This window comes from Bradyrhizobium sp. CCBAU 051011, assembly GCF_009930815.1.
GTDB lineage: Bacteria > Pseudomonadota > Alphaproteobacteria > Rhizobiales > Xanthobacteraceae > Bradyrhizobium.
In genome coordinates this window covers 4,754,044-4,771,338 of sequence record NZ_CP022222.1, presented here as the reverse complement: position 1 = coordinate 4,771,338, position 17,295 = coordinate 4,754,044, and the positions used below count along the sequence as shown (strand labels likewise).

Here is a 17,295-nt window from a genome sequence, read left to right as displayed (position 1 = left end):
CCCACCCTACTAGTTTGAATGTCCAGAAAGCGAAACAAGGAAAAATGCCAAGCACTTCCCTCCCCGAAGACCGCATTCCCGTCATCGTCGGCGTCGGCGAAATCGTCGACCGGCCCAAGGATATCGCTGATGGCCTCGAGCCGATGGCACTGCTCGAACTGGCGGTGCGGCGTGCGGAAGCCGATAGTGGCGCAAAGCTGCTCGGCGATCTCGGCTCGCTCGACGTGGTCAATTTCCTGAGCTGGCGCTACCTCGACCCGGAGAAGCAATTGGCGGCGCGGCTCGGCGCCAATCCGGCGCATTGCTACTACGGGCCGGTCGGTGGCGAGAGCCCGATCCGCTACATTCACGAAGCGGCGCAACGCATCGCGCGCGGCGAGTGCAGCGTGGCCGCGGTCTGCGGCGCGGAAGCGCAATCGACCGCGACCAAGGCCGAGCGCGGCGGCATCTCGCTGCCGTGGACACCGTTCGCCCATGACGTCGAGGAGCCGAAGCGCGGCGCGGCGTTCCAGAAACCGATGGCGGTGAAGCTCGGCGTATTCAGGCCGATCACCGTCTACCCCCTGTATGAATCCGCCACCTCGGCGCATTGGGGCCAGACGCCGCGCGAGGCGCTGGCGGAGTCCGGGGCGCTTTGGTCGACCTACTCGAAGGTTGCATCTGAGAATGAAAATTCATGGCTAAAGAGGCGTTTTGCGCCGGACGAAATCACCACGCCAACGCCCGAGAACCGGCTGATCGCCTGGCCCTATACAAAGCTGATGGTGGCCAATCCAACCGTGAACATGGGCGCCGCGGTCCTGCTGACGTCGCTCGCAAGAGCGCGCGCGGCCGGCGTGCCCGAGCAGCGGCTGATCTATCCGCTCGGCGGCGCCTCGGCGGAAGAGCCGCGCGATTACCTCGTGCGCGATCAGTTTTATGAGAGCCACCCGCAGAACGCCGTGCTGAAGGCGGTGATGGACCTCGTCGAGGGCGATGGCAAAAAGTTCGACGCGATCGAACTCTATAGCTGCTTTCCCTGCGTGCCCAAGATGGCGCGTCGGACGCTGGGTTTGGGTGCCGGCGTGCAGCCGACGGTGACTGGTGGCCTCACCTTTTTCGGCGCGCCGCTCAACACCTACATGACGCATGCGGCGGTGGCGATGGTGCGGAGCCTGCGTAAGGGCGGCAAGCTCGGCCTGCTTTACGGCCAGGGCGGCTTTGTTACCAAGCATCACGGCCTGGTGCTGTCGCGCGAGGCGCCGAAAGAGACTCTCAAACAGGACACCAGCGTCCAGGCCGAGGCCGACCGCAACCGCGGCAGGGTACCGGAGTTCGTCACGGAGGCCTCGGGCAAGGGCAAGGTCGAGAGCTTCACCGTGATCTACAAGGCCAAGGGCGACGTCGAGCATGGCGTAGTGATGCTGCGCACCGAGGCCGACGCGCGGGCGCTGGCCCGCATCCCCGCCAATGACGAGAAGACGCTGAAGCATTTGCTGAACATGGACCAGACGCCGGTGGGGACGGTCGGCGCGATCGTCGCCGCTGATGATGGCGTGCTGGAGTGGCGGGTGAGCTGACGGTCCTGCTCCGTCATGACCGGGCTTGTCCCGGCCATCCACGTCTTTGGCGCCACACGCAAGTAAGACGTGGATGCCCGGGACAAGCCCGAGCATGACGAAGGAGTAACTCTGCCCCTCCCCTATTTTGGAAGCCGCGCCGCCCCTACGCCGCCCGCACCGTATCGAGGAACTTGCCGACCTCGAGCTTGAGGCGATTGCTGTTGGCGGAGAGCGACTGCGCCGCTGAGAGCACCTGCGCGGAGGCTGAGCCGGTCTCGCCGGCGCCGCGCTGCACGTCGGTGATGTTGGCGGAGACCTGCTGGGTGCCTTCGGCCGCCTGCTGCACGTTGCGAGAGATTTCCTGAGTGGCGGCGCCCTGCTCTTCCACGGCGGCCGCGATCGTCGAAGCGATCTCGGCCAGCCGTTCGATGGTGCCGCTGATCTCCTTGATCGCACTGACCGACTCCTGGGTGGCGCCCTGGATGCCGGTGATCTGCTGGCCGATCTCGCCGGTGGCCTTGGCGGTCTGCTCGGCCAGCGCCTTTACCTCCGACGCCACGACAGCAAAGCCGCGGCCAGCTTCGCCGGCGCGCGCCGCCTCGATGGTGGCGTTGAGCGCCAACAAATTGGTTTGCCCGGCGATGGTGTTGATGAGTTCGACGACGTCGCCGATGCGGGCCGCCGCCTTAGACAATTCGCTGACGCGATCGTTGGTGACGCGGGCCTGGTCGACGGCCTCGCCGGCCATCCGCGCCGATGCCTGTACCTGACGGCTAATCTCGTTGACGGAAGAGGACAGCTCTTCCGTCGCTGAAGCAACCGATTGGACATTGGTGGACGCCTCTTCCGAGGCCGCGGCCACCATGGTCGTCACCTGCTGGGCGCGTTCGGCGGTTGCCGTCAGCGTGCTGGCAGAGGCTTCGAGCTCGGTGGACGCCGACGAGACGGTTTCGACGATCTCGCCCACGGCTGCTTCGAAGCCAGCAGCAAGCTTCATCATCTCTGCCTTGCGCTGCGCGGCGGTTTGCTTTTCGATCGCCTGCTGCTCGGCTTTCAGGCGCTCGACTTCGAGTCCATTCACCTTGAACACTTCAACGCTCCGGGCCATCTCGCCAATCTCGTCGCGGCGGTGCATGCCGGGAACATCCGTCGAAAAATCATTTCGAGCGAGGATCTCCATTGCGGCCTTCAGACGCACAATCGGCCGGGACATCCCACTGATGCCGATCCACATCCCCCCGACAAGGCTGAGCAAAAGTCCCGCACCGGCCGAAATCAGCACGGTATTGATTGAGGCGCTGGCTTCGAGGGTCATGGCATCTGCCACTCTCTTCGAATCGGCGAGCAGATCGTCGACCAGTTTGACTTGACCTGCGATCGCGCTTTCCATCAATGGCACGCATTCCGCCTTGAGGCGTGCGGCGGCCTTCATGTTTTCTTCCGGCGTCGTAGTTGTAGCCGCATACTCGATCGCCGGGCCACAGGCTGCGAAGGCAGTGTCGAACCTTGCAAGAACCGACTGAATCGCGGAGGCCTTCTCGGGCATGTTCTTCATCACGTCGGCCATGCCGGCTTTGTAATCTTTCTCGCTTTCCCTGGTTTGAGCGAGGTATCTGGCGTTGCCTGCGTCCGTTGTCTCGACTGCAAGCTGAAATGCCCCTGAAATATAGCTCTCGGCGCGGCGGCCCATGCGCGTTGCCAGAGTCGTGTATTTATCGACCCGCGTTACGATATCGTTGCTCGCGTCGTCCATTGCTCGCATGCGATGGGCCGCAAAGAGCGTTTCTCCGACCATCACGATACCCAGGAAGGCCACGATCAGACCGATCTTTACGACAATCTTGAGACTATCGAGCCAGGACATTTCACACTCCAATTCTGTTCGAAGCTGACCAATTGCAAAGTGAACAGCCATCCGTAATGGAATTGGGCAAAACCACCGAAGCACTGGACCCAACGCGTTACGGTGCTCTAGTCCCAGATGGTCGTTTGGCCATAGGGATCGATGACCTTCCCCACCACACGCAGATGGCGGGATCTCACTGATGAAGCACCGGGCCAGAGAATTGGACGAGCTGGTTCGTGGCGGACGAAGGGGCTCCTGTGGCGGCATCACCACAGAGCGGCACTCATACGCGCAAGGATTCCATGCGATGGTTAACCAGCATCTAAAGCGGCACGGTCCGGGAACTCGTAGTATTACGGAAGCGCGGCACGCTTTATCGCCGTCATGATGGGTCATCCGTCTGCTTGCGTGCCGCCGACAACGTCTGCTGCGGCGTTTCGCCGAACAGTTCGCGGTACAACGCGGTGAACTCGCCCATGTGCCAGAAGCCATTCGTGAGCGCGACCGCCTTGATCGATTGCGGCGGAGTTCCGTGCACCAGTTGTTGCCGCACATTCCACAGCCGCCGCAGCCGCATGTAGCGATGCATACTCATGCCGCGAATCGCAACCACGGCATTATGCAGCGTCCGTACCGAGACCCCGAGTTGCCGCGCCACGTCGGCGCTGTACAACGTCTTGCCGATGCTGTCGGCCACGAACTCGTCGAGCTTCCGAACCAGCGCCAGATAGTGGCTAAGACTCAGGCGCTTGGCTTCGGGTGTGGGCGATGCCGCAGCCATCGCCAGATCGACGGCCTGCAGGAGCGATTCTTCCACGTGCTCGATCACGTTCGGCTGTGCGAAAGTATTGGGCGAATGCGAAGCGAGCGTCAGGGCATCGCGAACCGTCGCCCGCAGCGTTTCGCATTTGTCCGGCTGCGTCGCGATCAATTGAGCGCTATCGGCATCGCCCGGCCAGTCGCGGTCGTCGATGGAAGCGAAATTCACAAGCGCGACCAGATTGGCCTGCTGCTCCACGATCTCACACGTCGCGGTACCCTTGACCAGGAGCACGGACGGCGCGCGGGCTTCAACGCCGTTGATGATCACCGAAGCCGCATCGTCCATCGTGAAGCCGAGGATCGCGCCGGTGGTGGAATAATGCATCTGCAGGATTCGCGGGAACGTCCGCTGCAGATAGACCGAACAGGACTTCAGCTTCAACGAGGCAAACGCGGCGGCGAAGTCCTTGGTGTCGATCGGAATGCTTTTGGCATCGCCCAGTCCTTCGATGCTCTGAAAACGATCGACGTCCAGAGACCGGCAAACCTTTACGAACTCAGACTCAACTAGTTCATCAAGCAACGACACGCGGCGGTCATCCGAGCCATCGGTAGCGATCATTGGCAGATCTTCTGGCACCAGACCTTTTGACATCAAATCGTCACGATGCCTTTGCGTCTTACCACTTTTTCCCGATTACGGAAGTTCGCCCGCAACAATTGGCCCCAGTTTCGCTCAGAGCGATTGGTCGGCGCCTGCCGCAATCGCAATTTCACGATCTAGGGATGTCTCCTGCTTCTCTTGCAGCCAAAAGCCGGCTGCTTGGCAGTTCGCGTTTCCGATTCGAAGCGTCTGCGGTCGCGAAGCCGGCATGAGAAACCGGCTTCGGACCGAGCAATCAGGACGAACTCAGGCCGCCCGCACCGAGTCTAGGAAGCGGCCGACCTCGAGCTTGAGGCGGTTGGAATCGCCCGAGAGCGATTGCGCCGCTGCAAGCACCTGCGAGGACGCCGATCCGGTTTCGCTGGCGCCGCGCTGCACGTCGGTAATGTTGGACGACACCTGCTGGGTACCCGTCGCCGCCTGCTGCACGTTGCGGGAGATTTCCTGTGTCGCGGCGCCCTGCTCTTCCACGGCGGCCGCGATCGTCGACGAGATCTCCGACAGTTTTTCAATCGTGCCGCTGATCGCCTGGATGGCGTTCACGGACTCCTGGGTGGCGGCCTGAATGCCGGTGATCTGTTGCCCGATCTCGCCGGTGGCTTTCGCGGTCTGCTCGGCCAATGCCTTGACCTCGGAGGCCACGACGGCGAAGCCGCGGCCGGCCTCTCCGGCGCGCGCCGCCTCGATGGTGGCATTGAGCGCCAACAGGTTGGTCTGGCCCGCGATGGTGTTAATCAACTCGACGACGTCGCCGATGCGGGTTGCCGCCTTCGACAGTTCGCTGACGCGGTCATTGGTGACGCGCGCCTGGTCCACGGCGTCATTGGCCATCCGCGCCGATTCCTGGACCTGGCGGCTGATCTCGGTAACGGACGACGCCATCTCCTCGGTGGCCGACGCCACCGACTGCACATTGGTCGAAGCTTCCTCGGAAGCCGCCGCGACGGTGGTCGCGAGTTCCTGCGCGCGTTCCGCGGTCGCCGTGAGCGTGCCCGCCGAAACCTCGAGCTGGCTGGACGCCGACGACACGGTCTCAACGATGCGGCCGACCGCGGCCTCGAAATCGTCGGCCATCTTAATCATGTCCGCCTTGCGGCTTGTCGCCGTACGGGTCTCGGCCTCGCGCTGTTCGGCCTCCAGCGTCTTTTGGGCGACGGCATTGCTCTTGAACACCTGCACCGCCTTGGCCATCTCGCCGATCTCGTCGCTGCGTCCGACACCGGGCACCTCGACGCCAAGGTTGCCGCTGGCGAGATCGTTCATCGCAACGGTCATTCGCTGCAGCGGAGCGGTGACGCTCCGCGCCACGAAGACCGACACCACGAGCGTAAACAGCAGGATCACACCCGCCACGATCAGGGAGCGTTGGGTCGAAGCCCAAGTCTGCGCCGTCAGGTCGTCGATATACACTCCGGTGCCGACGACCCAGTTCCATGGCGCGAAGCCGACCACATAGGACAGCTTCGGTTGCGGCTTGTCGAAACCGGGCTTGGGCCATTCATAGGGAACGAAGCCGGAGCCTGCTTTTTTGACGGTATTGACGAAATCGACGAACAGCATTTTGCCATTCGGGTCCTTGAAGGCCGACAGATCATTGCCGTTCATCTCCGGCTTGATCGGATGCATCACCATCTTCGGATGCATGTCGTTGATCCAGTAATAGTCGTTGTTGCCGTAGCGGAGCGCGCCGATCCGCGCCATCGCCCGCTTCTGCGCGTCCGCGTCCGAAACGCCACCCTTCTGTACCGCGGCGTGCTCTTCCTTGATGATGCCGAGCGCGAGGTCGCCGAGGTGCCGCAGCTCGATCTGCTTCTGCTGATTGAGGCTCGACGCCATTTCCCGCGAGTCGAGGAAGGCGATGCCCACGAGCCCGACGAAACCGAGGCAGATGAGGGCATAGATCTTTCGGCCAACCGTCATCCTGGCCCGACGTATTATTGCAAACATGCTTGAATCTCCACGCGACGACGAAGGTCGTCCGCCCCATTGCACGGAATCGTATAGGTTAGCCGCTTTCTACCCGTTAATTTTGTAATCAGTAGATATACGGTGTTTTATTAACCGGGGCGCTGCGCGGTCAGGCGGCCTCAGGCCGCCCGCACTGAATTGAGGAACTTGCCGACTTCGAGCTTGAGGCGGTTCGAGTCCGTCGACAGCGATTGCGCTGCCGAAAGCACCTGCGAAGAGGCCGAGCCAGTCTCGCTGGCGCCGCGCTGCACGTCAGTGATGTTGGACGAGACCTGCTGGGTGCCGTGAGCGGCTTGCTGCACATTGCGGGAGATTTCCTGCGTCGCCGCGCCCTGCTCTTCCACTGCCGCGGCAATGGTCGAGGAGATTTCCGACAGCCTTTCGATGGTGCCGGTGATCTCCCTGATCGCGCCGACGGACTCCTGGGTCGCGGCCTGAATGCTGGAAATCTGCTGACCTATCTCGCCGGTGGCTTTCGCCGTCTGTTCCGCGAGCGCCTTCACTTCAGACGCCACGACCGCAAAACCGCGGCCGGCCTCGCCGGCACGCGCCGCCTCGATGGTCGCGTTGAGCGCCAGAAGATTGGTCTGGCCGGCGATGGTGTTGATGAGTTCGACGACGTCGCCGATGCGAGCAGCCGCCTTCGACAATTCGCCGACGCGATCGTTGGTTTGACGGGCCTGGCCGACGGCCTCGCTCGCCATCCGCGCCGATTCCTGAACCTGGCGGCTGATCTCATTTACCGAAGAGGAGAGCTCTTCGGTGGCGGAGGCGACCGACTGCACGTTGGTCGAAGCTTCTTCCGAAGCCTCCGCCACCACGGTGGTCAGTTCCTGCGAGCGCTCGGCGGTCGATGTCAGCGTGACGGCGGAGGCTTCGAGTTCGGTCGAGGCCGACGACACGGTTTCGACGATCTCGCCTACGGCCCGCTCGAAACCGTCGGCGAGCTGAACCATGTCGGCGCGGCGTTGTGCGGCAGCGCGGACTTCCGCTTCCTTCTGCTCACGCTCCATGCGGATCCGGGCGAGACCATTTTCCTTGAACACCAGGGCGGTCTTGGCAACGTCGCCGACCTCGTCGGCGCGCTCCGTGCCAGAAATGCCGATGTCGTATTTGCCGCCGGCAAGCTGCTGCAGCAACTCGACGACCGCCCGGATCGGCTTGGCAATGCCGTACTGACCGACCGCGAAGCCGAACCCGAGACCGAACACCACGCTTCCGACCGCGAGGATGACAAGCAGCCGCGACGCCGAGGCATATTCCTCTTCCGCGGCCTTGTTGTTTTCCATGACCCGCTGGTCAAGCCTGGTCGCCACTGCGCGGATAGCGAGCTGCAGCTCCTCTGCCGCAGCGCGGCTCTTCATCGTCGCATCCCGCAATGCTGCCGCTGACTGCGTCACCTCCACGGATTTGGCGGCGTCGACCGACTGAAGCGTCTGCTTCAGTTGCGACTGATAGGCGGAAAGCGCCGACCTGACGGCCGGCAGCAGCGCCTGCGTCTTCTCGTCAGTGGTCTTGCTCACTTCGGCAAGGCGCTCCTCGAGCTGCTTGAGCTGTTCATCAATCGAGGCGCGTGCAGACAACCTGTTTTCATCGCGAGGATCAAGGGCGCTGCGAAACTCGGCGCGGTTCATTGTCACCACATTGTTGTTGGCGCGGGTAGCCAGCAAGGCTCGTTCCGCCGATCGCGCCATGGTATTCGACTTTTCGCTCACCGAATGTAGCGAACTGATCCCGAGCCAAGCCATGATTCCCGTGATCAGCGACAGCACACAAATGATTGCCAATACTTTCGTGAGCACACGGAAATTCGCCAGAAACATCGGGGGGACCTCTTTGTCAGCGGCATTCAAAAAGCCTGTACAAAGGGTTTAAGCGGCGGCTCTTTATCCAATGTAAAGTTGACGCTCCGTAACTTTACGGAGCTTGCAAGCGCAATTACCGAAGCCAATATCGATTTGTTCCGGTTGTTGCTGGCGACACGAAGAAGTTTGAGCGAGCCGGCGCCCGCCCTCGAAAAGAAAAGCCCGGCCGCGAGGGCCGGGCCTTGAATTTTCCTGACGATGGAGGGATCAGGCGGCGCGCACCGAGCCGAGGAATTTGCCGACCTCGCGCTTGAGACGGCCGGAGTCGGACGACAGCGACTGCGCGGCTGAGAGCACCTGCGATGAGGCCGAACCGGTTTCGCCGGCGCCCCGCTGCACGTCGGTGATGTTGGCGGAGACCTGCTGGGTGCCTCGGGCGGCCTGCTGCACGTTGCGGGAGATTTCCTGGGTTGCGGCACCCTGCTCTTCCACGGCGGCTGCAATGGTCGAGGAAATCTCCGACAGCTTCTCGATGGTAGAGCTGATCGCCTGGATTGCCCCGACCGACTCTTCCGTCGCGGCCTGGATGCCGCTGATCTGCTGACCAATCTCGCCGGTCGCCTTCGAGGTCTGCTCGGCCAACGCCTTTACCTCAGATGCCACGACAGCAAAACCGCGACCGGCGTCGCCGGCGCGCGCCGCCTCGATGGTGGCGTTGAGCGCCAGCAGATTGGTCTGCTCGGCGATGGTGTTGATGAGTTCGACCACCGCGCCGATGCGAGCAGCGGCCTTCGACAATTCGCTGACGCGGCTATTGGTGGTGCGGGCCTGATCGACGGCCTCGTTGGCCATCCGCGCCGATTCCTGAACCTGACGGCCGATCTCGGTGATCGACGACGCCATCTCTTCGGTGGAGGAAGCCACCGACTGCACATTGGTTGAGGCTTCCTCGGACGCCGCCGCCACCATCGTGGTCAGTTCCTGGGCGCGTTCGGCGGTCGTCGTCAGCGTGCCGGCGGCGTTTTCGAGGTCGGTCGAGGCCGAAGACACGGTCTCCACGATGTTACCGATCGCGCCTTCGAAATCGTCGGCGAGCTTGATCATTTCGGCCTTGCGCCGCTGCGCCGCGGCCAGGTCCTGCTGGACCTTGGCTTCGGCTTCCTCGCGCGCCTTCTGCTCGGCGTTCTCGCGGATGACGGTCACGGTCTTGGCGAGGTCGCCGATTTCGTCGCCGCGGCCGGCGCCGGGAATTTCGACGTCGAGATTGCCGCCGGCCATCTCGCCCAGCGCACCGTTCAGGCGCGTCATCGGACGGGCGACGCCGAGGAAGGAGAACACCACGGAGGCGATCAGCGACGCGACGACGACGATTGCCATGATCAGGTTGATCTGGTTGGCACGCTCGGTATCGGCCATGACCTCATCCTTCGAGATCTTGGCATCCTTCTGCGCGCCAGCCACCGTCGCTTCCATCAGATCGGCGACGTCAGCAGCGGCCTTGACGGTGCGGTTGGCGATGATTTCGCTCTTCGACTGCTCGGTCCTGACGGCCTCCTCATTGGCGGCGAGGAAGCGCTTCACGATCGAGGAAAGGTTGCTGACCACAACCAGCAGATCCCGGTCATCGGCTTCGCCACGCAGCTTGTTGAAAATGTCCTTGAGCGAGGCTTCGGTCTTTGCCATCTCCGTGACCAAATTGGCATCGCCGGTGGCGCCGAGCTTCCAGGCACCAGCTCGCAGCGCGTTCACCTTGCCATCGGCCTGAAACAGCAAACGCTCGATCTCGAGGCGGTTGTCCAGCTTTTGCATGGCCGGCAACTTCATCTGGGTATCGACCGCCTTGTTCCACTCCTCAGAGATGACCGAGCGCTTGTCGATCTGCGCCAGCAGCGTCGTCTGCGCCTTCGCGAGATCTTCCACCGCTGCGGCAAAACCTTCCATCAAGGCCTTGGTCTTCTGGAGCTGTTCCTTGGCTTCCGGCCGCTGGGCCGTTGCCAGCGCAGCCTCCAGCTCCTTCACCGCGCTCGCCTTGTGGCGCTGCAGATCGGCAAGGGCCCTTTCGACTTGCGCAGGCGTTCTCGCCATTCGAACGTCGCCGGCGTCAAGCTGAATCTTGCGCAGGTCGATATGCGCGGCGAGCGCATTGTTTGCCACCTGCTGCGATCGGGTTGCGCGATCGCCGGCTTCCTCGATTTTCGTTTCGGTGACCATCTGGTTGGCCACCATGCCGATCGCCAGCAGGACGCCGACAGCCCCGGCCAAGCCCAGTTTGTTTCCGATACGGTTGAGCTTGATCATGTCGACGACCCCAAATTCTTCTGAAGCATTTTTCCGGAGGCGGAATTTGCGGCGCAAAAGAACCGGCAACCTCGCGCGCGAATCCCGGAGACGCCGGGGCAGCGTACCGGGGACCGGTTAATTTCCGCTTGCGTGCAACTACGGAATGTCCAGCTGGGTTGCAACGCCACCGACTTCGCGCCTTGCGCGAAAAGGCCCGGCCCCCTTGCCGGGAGCCAGGCCCTTCGTCTGCCGCCGGCCGGTTGTCAGGCTGCCCGGACCGACTCCAGAAACTTGCCGACCTCGAGCCGGAGACGGTTGCTATCGCCCGACAGCGACTGCGCCGCCGAGAGCACCTGGGACGAGGCTGCGCCGGTCTCGCTGGCGCCGCGCTGCACATCGGTGATATTGCTGGAAACCTGCTGGGTGCCCCGCGCCGCCTGTTGCACGTTGCGGGAGATTTCCTGGGTCGCGGCGCCCTGTTCTTCCACGGCGGCCGCGATCGCCGAGGAGATCTCCGCCAGCCTTTCGATGGTGCCGCTGATTTCCTTGATCGCGCTCACGGACTCCTGGGTCGCGCCCTGAATGCCGGTAATCTGCTGGCTGATTTCGCCGGTGGCCTTTGCCGTCTGTTCGGCGAGCGCCTTGACTTCCGACGCCACGACCGCAAAGCCGCGGCCGGCATCGCCGGCGCGCGCCGCCTCGATGGTGGCGTTGAGCGCGAGCAAATTGGTCTGACCGGCGATGGTGTTGATGAGTTCGACCACGTCGCCGATCCGGCCCGCTGCCTTGGACAATTCGCTGACCCGGTCGTTGGTAACGCGGGCCTGGCCGACCGCGTCCGTCGCCATCCGCGCCGATTCCTGCACCTGACGGCCGATCTCGGTCACCGAGGAAGAAAGCTCCTCGGTCGCCGACGCCACCGACTGCACGTTGGCGGAGGCTTCTCCGGAGGCTGAAGCTACGGTCGATGTCAGCGTCTGCGACCGCTCGGCGGTCGCAGACAGCGTGCCGGCGGACGCCTCGAGCTGTGTTGACGCCGATGATACCGTCTGCACGATCTCTCCGATCACGCTTTCGAAATTGCGGGTAATGCTGTCGACCCGCCGGCCACGCTCGATCTTGGCTTCGGCGTCGGCGGCAGCGGCCTCGTCGGCGGTCTTCTTGGCGATCAGCGCTTGCTTGAACACCTGCAAGGTGTCGGCCATCGCACCGATTTCGGTCTTCTCGCCCTGATGCGGCACGTCGGCGCTCAGATCTCCATTGCCCAGCGCCTGCATCGGCATGACGATGGAAGCGATGCCGCTCGATACGTCGCGAACCAGGTAATAGCTGACGGCGATGCCGATGAGCACGGCGGCGCAGAGGATCGCGGCCAGCATGATCAAGGCGGAAGCATAGCTGTCGGCCGCTTCCTGTGCCGCCTTGTCGCTGCCCGCGTTGTTGAGGTCGATACTCTTCTTCAGAACGGCATCGGCCTGAAGCCCGATCTTGTTCACGGTTGTTGCATTCAGGTCGTTGGCCTCGGTGGGAATCTGGCCGACCGCATTGCGGGACAGCTCCATGACTTCCTGGGTGCCTCTGCGGTATTTGTCCCAGAGCTGCGCCCACTCATTATACAGCGTGCGCTCTTCCGCCGACATAATCAGGGGCTCATAGGCTGCGCGGATCTTGTTGTTGGCCTCGATGACGGCAGCCAGCGTCTTTTCCGTCGCCAGTTTTTCTTCCAGCGTCTCGGACAGCATGTGTTCGCGGATCACGTTGCGATAGGTGATGACGCCGGCGCGCAGGTCGCCCAGCACGCGGATGCTCGGCAGCCAGCTGGTTGCGATGTCGACCGTGTTGGCATTGATGGCCCGCATGTTGCGGACAGCGAGCAGACCCATGCCCATCATCGCGACGAGCAGGAACGCCACCACGGCGATGATCTTGGTGCGGATGGAATACCTGGCAAGCATGGCTGAATCTCTTGGTTTTGCGCGCGGGGAGCACGCCGGATGGCGGCAAGGCGGGAACACGGGGGACGCCTTGCGCACATCAAACCCGATGCGTCCTCAGGTTGAGTTAACGCGCGTTGACAAGAGATACCGACGCCGGCGGACCCTGCCGGGCAATGAACGCTGGCGAAGCGGTCAGCGCATCAGGTTCAGCGCATCGGAAAAAAACGCGGGCCCGCCGAAATTGCCCGACTTGAGGGCAAGCAACATTCCGCCCCTGTCGGTGCCAACGGCGCTTAAAACCGGCACTCCTGCAGCGATTTCTTCGCCTACGAGGAAGCCGGGAATGCGCAGGCGATCGACCACGGCGCCTGAGGTTTCACCACCGGCGACCACCAGGCGCCGCACGCCTGAGCGCACCAGGCCTTCGGCGATATCGGCCATCGCCTGCTCGATGGCATGCCCGGCTGCATCGCGGCCATGCCGGGATTGCAGAGCTGAAACCTGATCCGGCGTCGAGCTGCTGGCGATCAGGATCGGGCCGTCAGTGATTCGGTCGCTCGCCCAGGCCAGCGCGCGGCGGGCTTCGGCGGGGCCGGCGATGATCTGCTCGGGATCGAGATGCAGGACGGGCATCGTCTTTTCAGCGTTGGCAATCTGCGCCAGCGTCGCCTGCGAGCAGCTCCCCGCAAGGCACGCCGCCGGTCCGCCGACCGGCGCGCCTGATACCGCGCCCGCGGCAGCCGCCTTGACCTTGCCGGAGGCAACCAGCGCCCGGGCGAGGCCGAGGCCAATGCCGGATGCACCTACCGACAAGCGGTGATCCAGCGCGACGGCGCCGATCGTTTCCAGATCGCGATCAAAGACTGCGTCGATGATGGCCGCGCCAATCCCCTTGCCCGCCAAATCGGCGAGACGCCCGCGAACCGGCTCCGCGCCGCGCGACAGCGTGGCGAGATCGACCAGGCCGACCTTGGTCTTGCTCTGCCGCGCCAGCACCCGCACCAGATTGGAATCGTGCATCGGGTTGAGTGGATGGTCCTTCAGCGGGCTTTCGTTCAGCGGCACGGAACCGACGAACAGGTTACCCTGATAGACGGTGCGTCCGGTCTCCGGAAAGGCCGGCGTCACCAACACGATCGCATCGCCGGAATCCGTGCGCAGCGCGTCCATGACAGGGCCGATATTGCCGGCGTCTGTGGAATCGAAGGTCGAGCAGATCTTGAACAGCACATGGCCGGCGCCGCGGCCGCGCAGCCATTTTTCCGCGGCGCGCGAACGGTCTACTGCGACATCAGCCTCGATCGAGCGGCTCTTGAGCGAGACCACGACCGCGTCGACCTCGGGCAGCGCCAGATCGTCCGGCGGCACGCCGATGGTCTGCACCGTGCGCAGGCCCTGACGGGTGAGCGTGTTGGCGAGATCGGAGGCGCCGGTGTAGTCGTCGGCGATGCAGCCCAGAGACAGTTTCACGATTTTGCTCCGGCATAGGGCTTGAACCAGCCGAGACCATCGACGGTCTTGCCGCGCGGGTTGTATTCGCAGCCGACGAAGCCGCCATAGCCGAGACGGTCGAGTTCGGTGAACAGGAACGGATAGTTCAGCTCTTCGCCGTCTGGCTCGTTGCGCGAGGGAATGCTGGCGATCTGGACATGGCCGGTGATCGGCATCATTTCGCGCAGCCGCATGGTGACGTCGCCGTGGATGATCTGGCAATGATAGATGTCGAACTGCAGTTTCAGGTTCGCGATCTTCAGCTCCGTGATCAGGTCGCGAGCAAAAGTAAAGTCGTTGAGAAAGTAGCCCGGCACGTTGCGGGCATTGATCGGCTCGATCACGACGTCGAGGCTGTGGGGCGCAAAGAATTCCGCGGCCCACGTCACCGACTTATAGAACTGCTCTACGGCTTTCGATTCGCTTCGGTTGGCGATACCTGCCATCAGATGCAGACGCCTGACGCCGGTCGCCTTCGCGTAAGGAAGCGCCGTCTCAAGGCTTCGCTTGAGATCGTCGAAACGCTCCGGTAGCGCAGCAAAACCTTTTTCGCCGGCGTCCCAATTGCCCGGCGGCAGATTGAACAGCGCTTGCGTCAGGCCGTTCTTTTTCAGGCGATCGCCCACGGCCTCCGCCGGATGATCGTAGGGAAACAGGTATTCGACCGCGGTGAAGCCGGCTTTCGCCGCAGCGTCGAAGCGATCGAGGAATGGAACTTCGGTGAACATCATGGAGAGATTGGCGGCAAAACGCGGCATCGAGCGTCCCCTTCTTGATCTTGCTATTTCGGCTCGCCCGGCAGATGCGTGCCGGTGACCTTCGCGTACATCCGCGCCACTGAAGCATCGTCGTCGCGGCCCATGCCGGCGGCCGACGTCATCAGGAACATCTGCAAGGCTGCGGCGGAAACCGGCACCGGGAATTTCTGCGAGCGCGCCATATCCTGGATGATGCCGAGGTCTTTCACGAAAATATCCACCGCGCTGCGCGGCGCATAATCGCCATCGAGCACATGCGGCATGCGGTTCTCGAACATCCAGGAATTGCCGGCGGACGCCGTGATCACCTCATAGACCTTACGGATATCAAGCCCCTGCTTGGCGGCGAACGCGATCGCCTCCGAGGCGGCGGCGATATGCACGCCGGCGAGCAACTGGTTGATCATCTTGAAGGCGGCGCCTTGACCGGCGTCGTCGCCGAGTTCGTAGAGTTTTGCCGCCATCGCATCCAGCGCCGGGCGTGCCTTGGCGAAGGCGGTCGGACTGCCCGACGCCAGAATGGTGAGTTCGCCCTGCGCCGCGCGCTGCGCGCCACCAGAAATCGGCGCGTCGAGGTAGTGACGGCCGGTCGCTTCCAACTGTTTGGCGAGCCCCCGTGCGACGTCGGGATCCATCGTGGCGGAGGAAATGAATACCGCGCCTTTCGCCAGCGTTTCCGCGACGCCATTCGCGCCAAACAAAATGGTCTCGGTCTGGGCGGCGTTGACGACGACGCTGACGACTATATCGGCCGATTTCGCGGCTTCCGCCGGCGTGCCGGCGCCCTTGCCGCCGTCGGCCACGAACCGCCCCACGGTATCCGCCGAGACGTCGCAGCCGGTCACTTCGAGCCCGGCGCGGCGCAGCGATGTCGCCATGCCATAGCCCATCGAACCCAGCCCGATGACGGTGACACTTGGTTTGGCGGATTCTGGCATGCGGCGGTTCCTCGAGCTTTCTTGCGGCTTTGCCTCTGGGTATCACGGCTTGGCCGCGCTGCCAAAGCGTGGGACAAGATAAAAAAGGGATGACGCCGGAATACTGACATGAGCGAAACCAAGTTACGCGAGGAAATCTGCCGCCTCGGCCGTTCGCTGTTCGAGCGCGGGCTGACGCCGGGCTCCTCGGGCAACATCAGCGTGAAACTCGACGATGGCGGCTGGCTGGTGACGCCCACCAATGCCTCGCTCGGGTCGCTCGACCCGGCGCGGATGTCGCGGCTTGGGCCCGACGGAAAGCTGGTTTCCGGCGATGCGCCGACCAAGGAAGTGCCGCTGCACACCGCGCTCTACCAGACCCGCAGCGCCGCACGCGCTGTGGTGCATCTGCATTCGACCCACTCGGTGGCGTTGTCGATGCTGCCCGAGATCGACCCCCACGCCGCGCTGCCGCCGATGACGCCCTATTATCTGATGAAATGCGGACAGACCGCGCTTGTGCCCTATTATCGACCCGGCGACCGGGCAGTAGCCGACGCCATCAAGGGGCTGGCCGGCAAATACTCGTCCGTGCTGCTAGCCAATCATGGGCCGGTGGTGTCCGGCGACACGCTGGAGGCGGCCGTTTACGCGATTGAGGAACTGGAAGAGACGGCGAAACTCTATCTGCTGCTGCGCGGGCTGAATCCGCGGTATCTGTCGCCGGAGCAAGTGATGGATTTGACCAAGGTGTTTGGGCTGGTGCTGCCGGAGCATTCACACAATCACAAATAAGCGGACTCCCTAGAGGTCAAGGATGGACTGCGTTCGAGTTACTCGTGAGTTTGGCATAGTAGTCCGTCTTGCCTCATTGAATGAGCAAGGAATCTCTTTCGAGAAGTTGCTGATTGCGCTCGAGAACTCCTCGCCATTCGATAGCAATGCTGAAATCGCTTCGTTCGGCCCGCATTTCGGCGCGGAGGCGCTTGAGGTCTTGGTTCGGCGTCTATCCGATCTGGGGCTAAAATACTTTGATGATTTCTTTGAATTTTCGGGAGATTTTCCGAAGTGGTGCATTTTTGGGGTATCCGCGGCAAGTGCGCCGGAGCATAGGCGCGAACACGGGCATGAACTCCCAGAATTGGCGCGACCTAGGGACGCCGAGGTCGAAGCGGCGGCTCGTGTCCTTGATAAAGCGAGGCGCCATTATCATTAGTGGCCCAAAACCAATGAGCCATATGATGAGTTTGCCAAGACGGACCCGATCGCCAAGAGCGAGTTTGAAGGGATCGTGGAACAGATGTTGATGGCCGCATCACAGGCAAA

At 62.8% G+C, this 17,295-nt stretch carries 12 protein-coding genes; 3 read left to right on the top strand and 9 right to left on the bottom strand.

Going from position 1 to position 17,295, the window contains the following annotated elements:
* Positions 1-44 precede the first annotated feature (44 nt).
* Positions 45-1,559, top strand: a complete 1,515-nt coding sequence (locus tag ACH79_RS22325) for an acetyl-CoA acetyltransferase (protein ID WP_161852924.1) — start codon at positions 45-47, stop codon at positions 1,557-1,559.
* 145 nt (positions 1,560-1,704) lie between these two features.
* Here ACH79_RS22325 and ACH79_RS22320 read toward each other — a convergent pair whose 3' ends face one another.
* The 9 genes from ACH79_RS22320 to ltnD form a co-directional block, all read right to left on the bottom strand.
* Positions 1,705-3,405 (bottom strand): methyl-accepting chemotaxis protein, encoded by a 1,701-nt coding sequence (locus tag ACH79_RS22320; RefSeq protein ID WP_161856495.1) that lies wholly within the window; start codon positions 3,403-3,405, stop codon positions 1,705-1,707.
* A gap of 364 nt (positions 3,406-3,769) precedes the next feature.
* Positions 3,770-4,771: a helix-turn-helix domain-containing protein gene (locus ACH79_RS22315; protein WP_161852923.1), complete on the bottom strand. Its 1,002-nt coding sequence runs from the start codon at positions 4,769-4,771 to the stop codon at positions 3,770-3,772.
* Between the two features lie 288 nt (positions 4,772-5,059).
* Positions 5,060-6,760 carry a methyl-accepting chemotaxis protein gene (locus ACH79_RS22310; RefSeq protein ID WP_161852922.1) on the bottom strand — a complete coding sequence of 567 codons (1,701 nt, stop codon included), beginning with the start codon at positions 6,758-6,760 and terminating at the stop codon, positions 5,060-5,062.
* Positions 6,761-6,900: 140 nt separating this feature from the next.
* Positions 6,901-8,604 (bottom strand): methyl-accepting chemotaxis protein, encoded by a 1,704-nt coding sequence (locus ACH79_RS22305; RefSeq protein WP_161852921.1) that lies wholly within the window; start codon positions 8,602-8,604, stop codon positions 6,901-6,903.
* Positions 8,605-8,853: 249 nt separating this feature from the next.
* Positions 8,854-10,881: a methyl-accepting chemotaxis protein gene (locus tag ACH79_RS22300; protein ID WP_161856494.1), complete on the bottom strand. Its 2,028-nt coding sequence runs from the start codon at positions 10,879-10,881 to the stop codon at positions 8,854-8,856.
* A 248-nt stretch (positions 10,882-11,129) separates the two neighbouring features.
* Positions 11,130-12,821, bottom strand: a complete 1,692-nt coding sequence (locus ACH79_RS22295; protein ID WP_161852920.1) for a methyl-accepting chemotaxis protein — start codon at positions 12,819-12,821, stop codon at positions 11,130-11,132.
* A gap of 174 nt (positions 12,822-12,995) precedes the next feature.
* Positions 12,996-14,273 (bottom strand): 3-oxo-tetronate kinase, encoded by a 1,278-nt coding sequence (gene otnK / locus ACH79_RS22290; protein ID WP_161852919.1) that lies wholly within the window; start codon positions 14,271-14,273, stop codon positions 12,996-12,998.
* A complete protein-coding gene (gene otnI, locus ACH79_RS22285; protein WP_161852918.1) occupies positions 14,270-15,052 on the bottom strand; it encodes a 2-oxo-tetronate isomerase in 783 nt (260 codons plus the stop codon). Before otnI ends, otnK begins: the two co-directional genes overlap by 4 nt.
* Before the next feature lie 23 nt (positions 15,053-15,075).
* Positions 15,076-15,990 (bottom strand): L-threonate dehydrogenase, encoded by a 915-nt coding sequence (gene ltnD, locus ACH79_RS22280; RefSeq protein ID WP_161852917.1) that lies wholly within the window; start codon positions 15,988-15,990, stop codon positions 15,076-15,078.
* Between the two features lie 108 nt (positions 15,991-16,098).
* On the opposite strand from ltnD, the gene ACH79_RS22275 reads away from it, so the two are divergent.
* Both ACH79_RS22275 and ACH79_RS22270 read left to right on the top strand, forming a co-directional pair.
* Positions 16,099-16,764 carry an aldolase gene (locus ACH79_RS22275; RefSeq protein ID WP_161852916.1) on the top strand — a complete coding sequence of 222 codons (666 nt, stop codon included), beginning with the start codon at positions 16,099-16,101 and terminating at the stop codon, positions 16,762-16,764.
* A gap of 22 nt (positions 16,765-16,786) precedes the next feature.
* A complete protein-coding gene (locus tag ACH79_RS22270; protein ID WP_161852915.1) occupies positions 16,787-17,185 on the top strand; it encodes a hypothetical protein in 399 nt (132 codons plus the stop codon).
* Positions 17,186-17,295 lie beyond the last annotated feature (110 nt).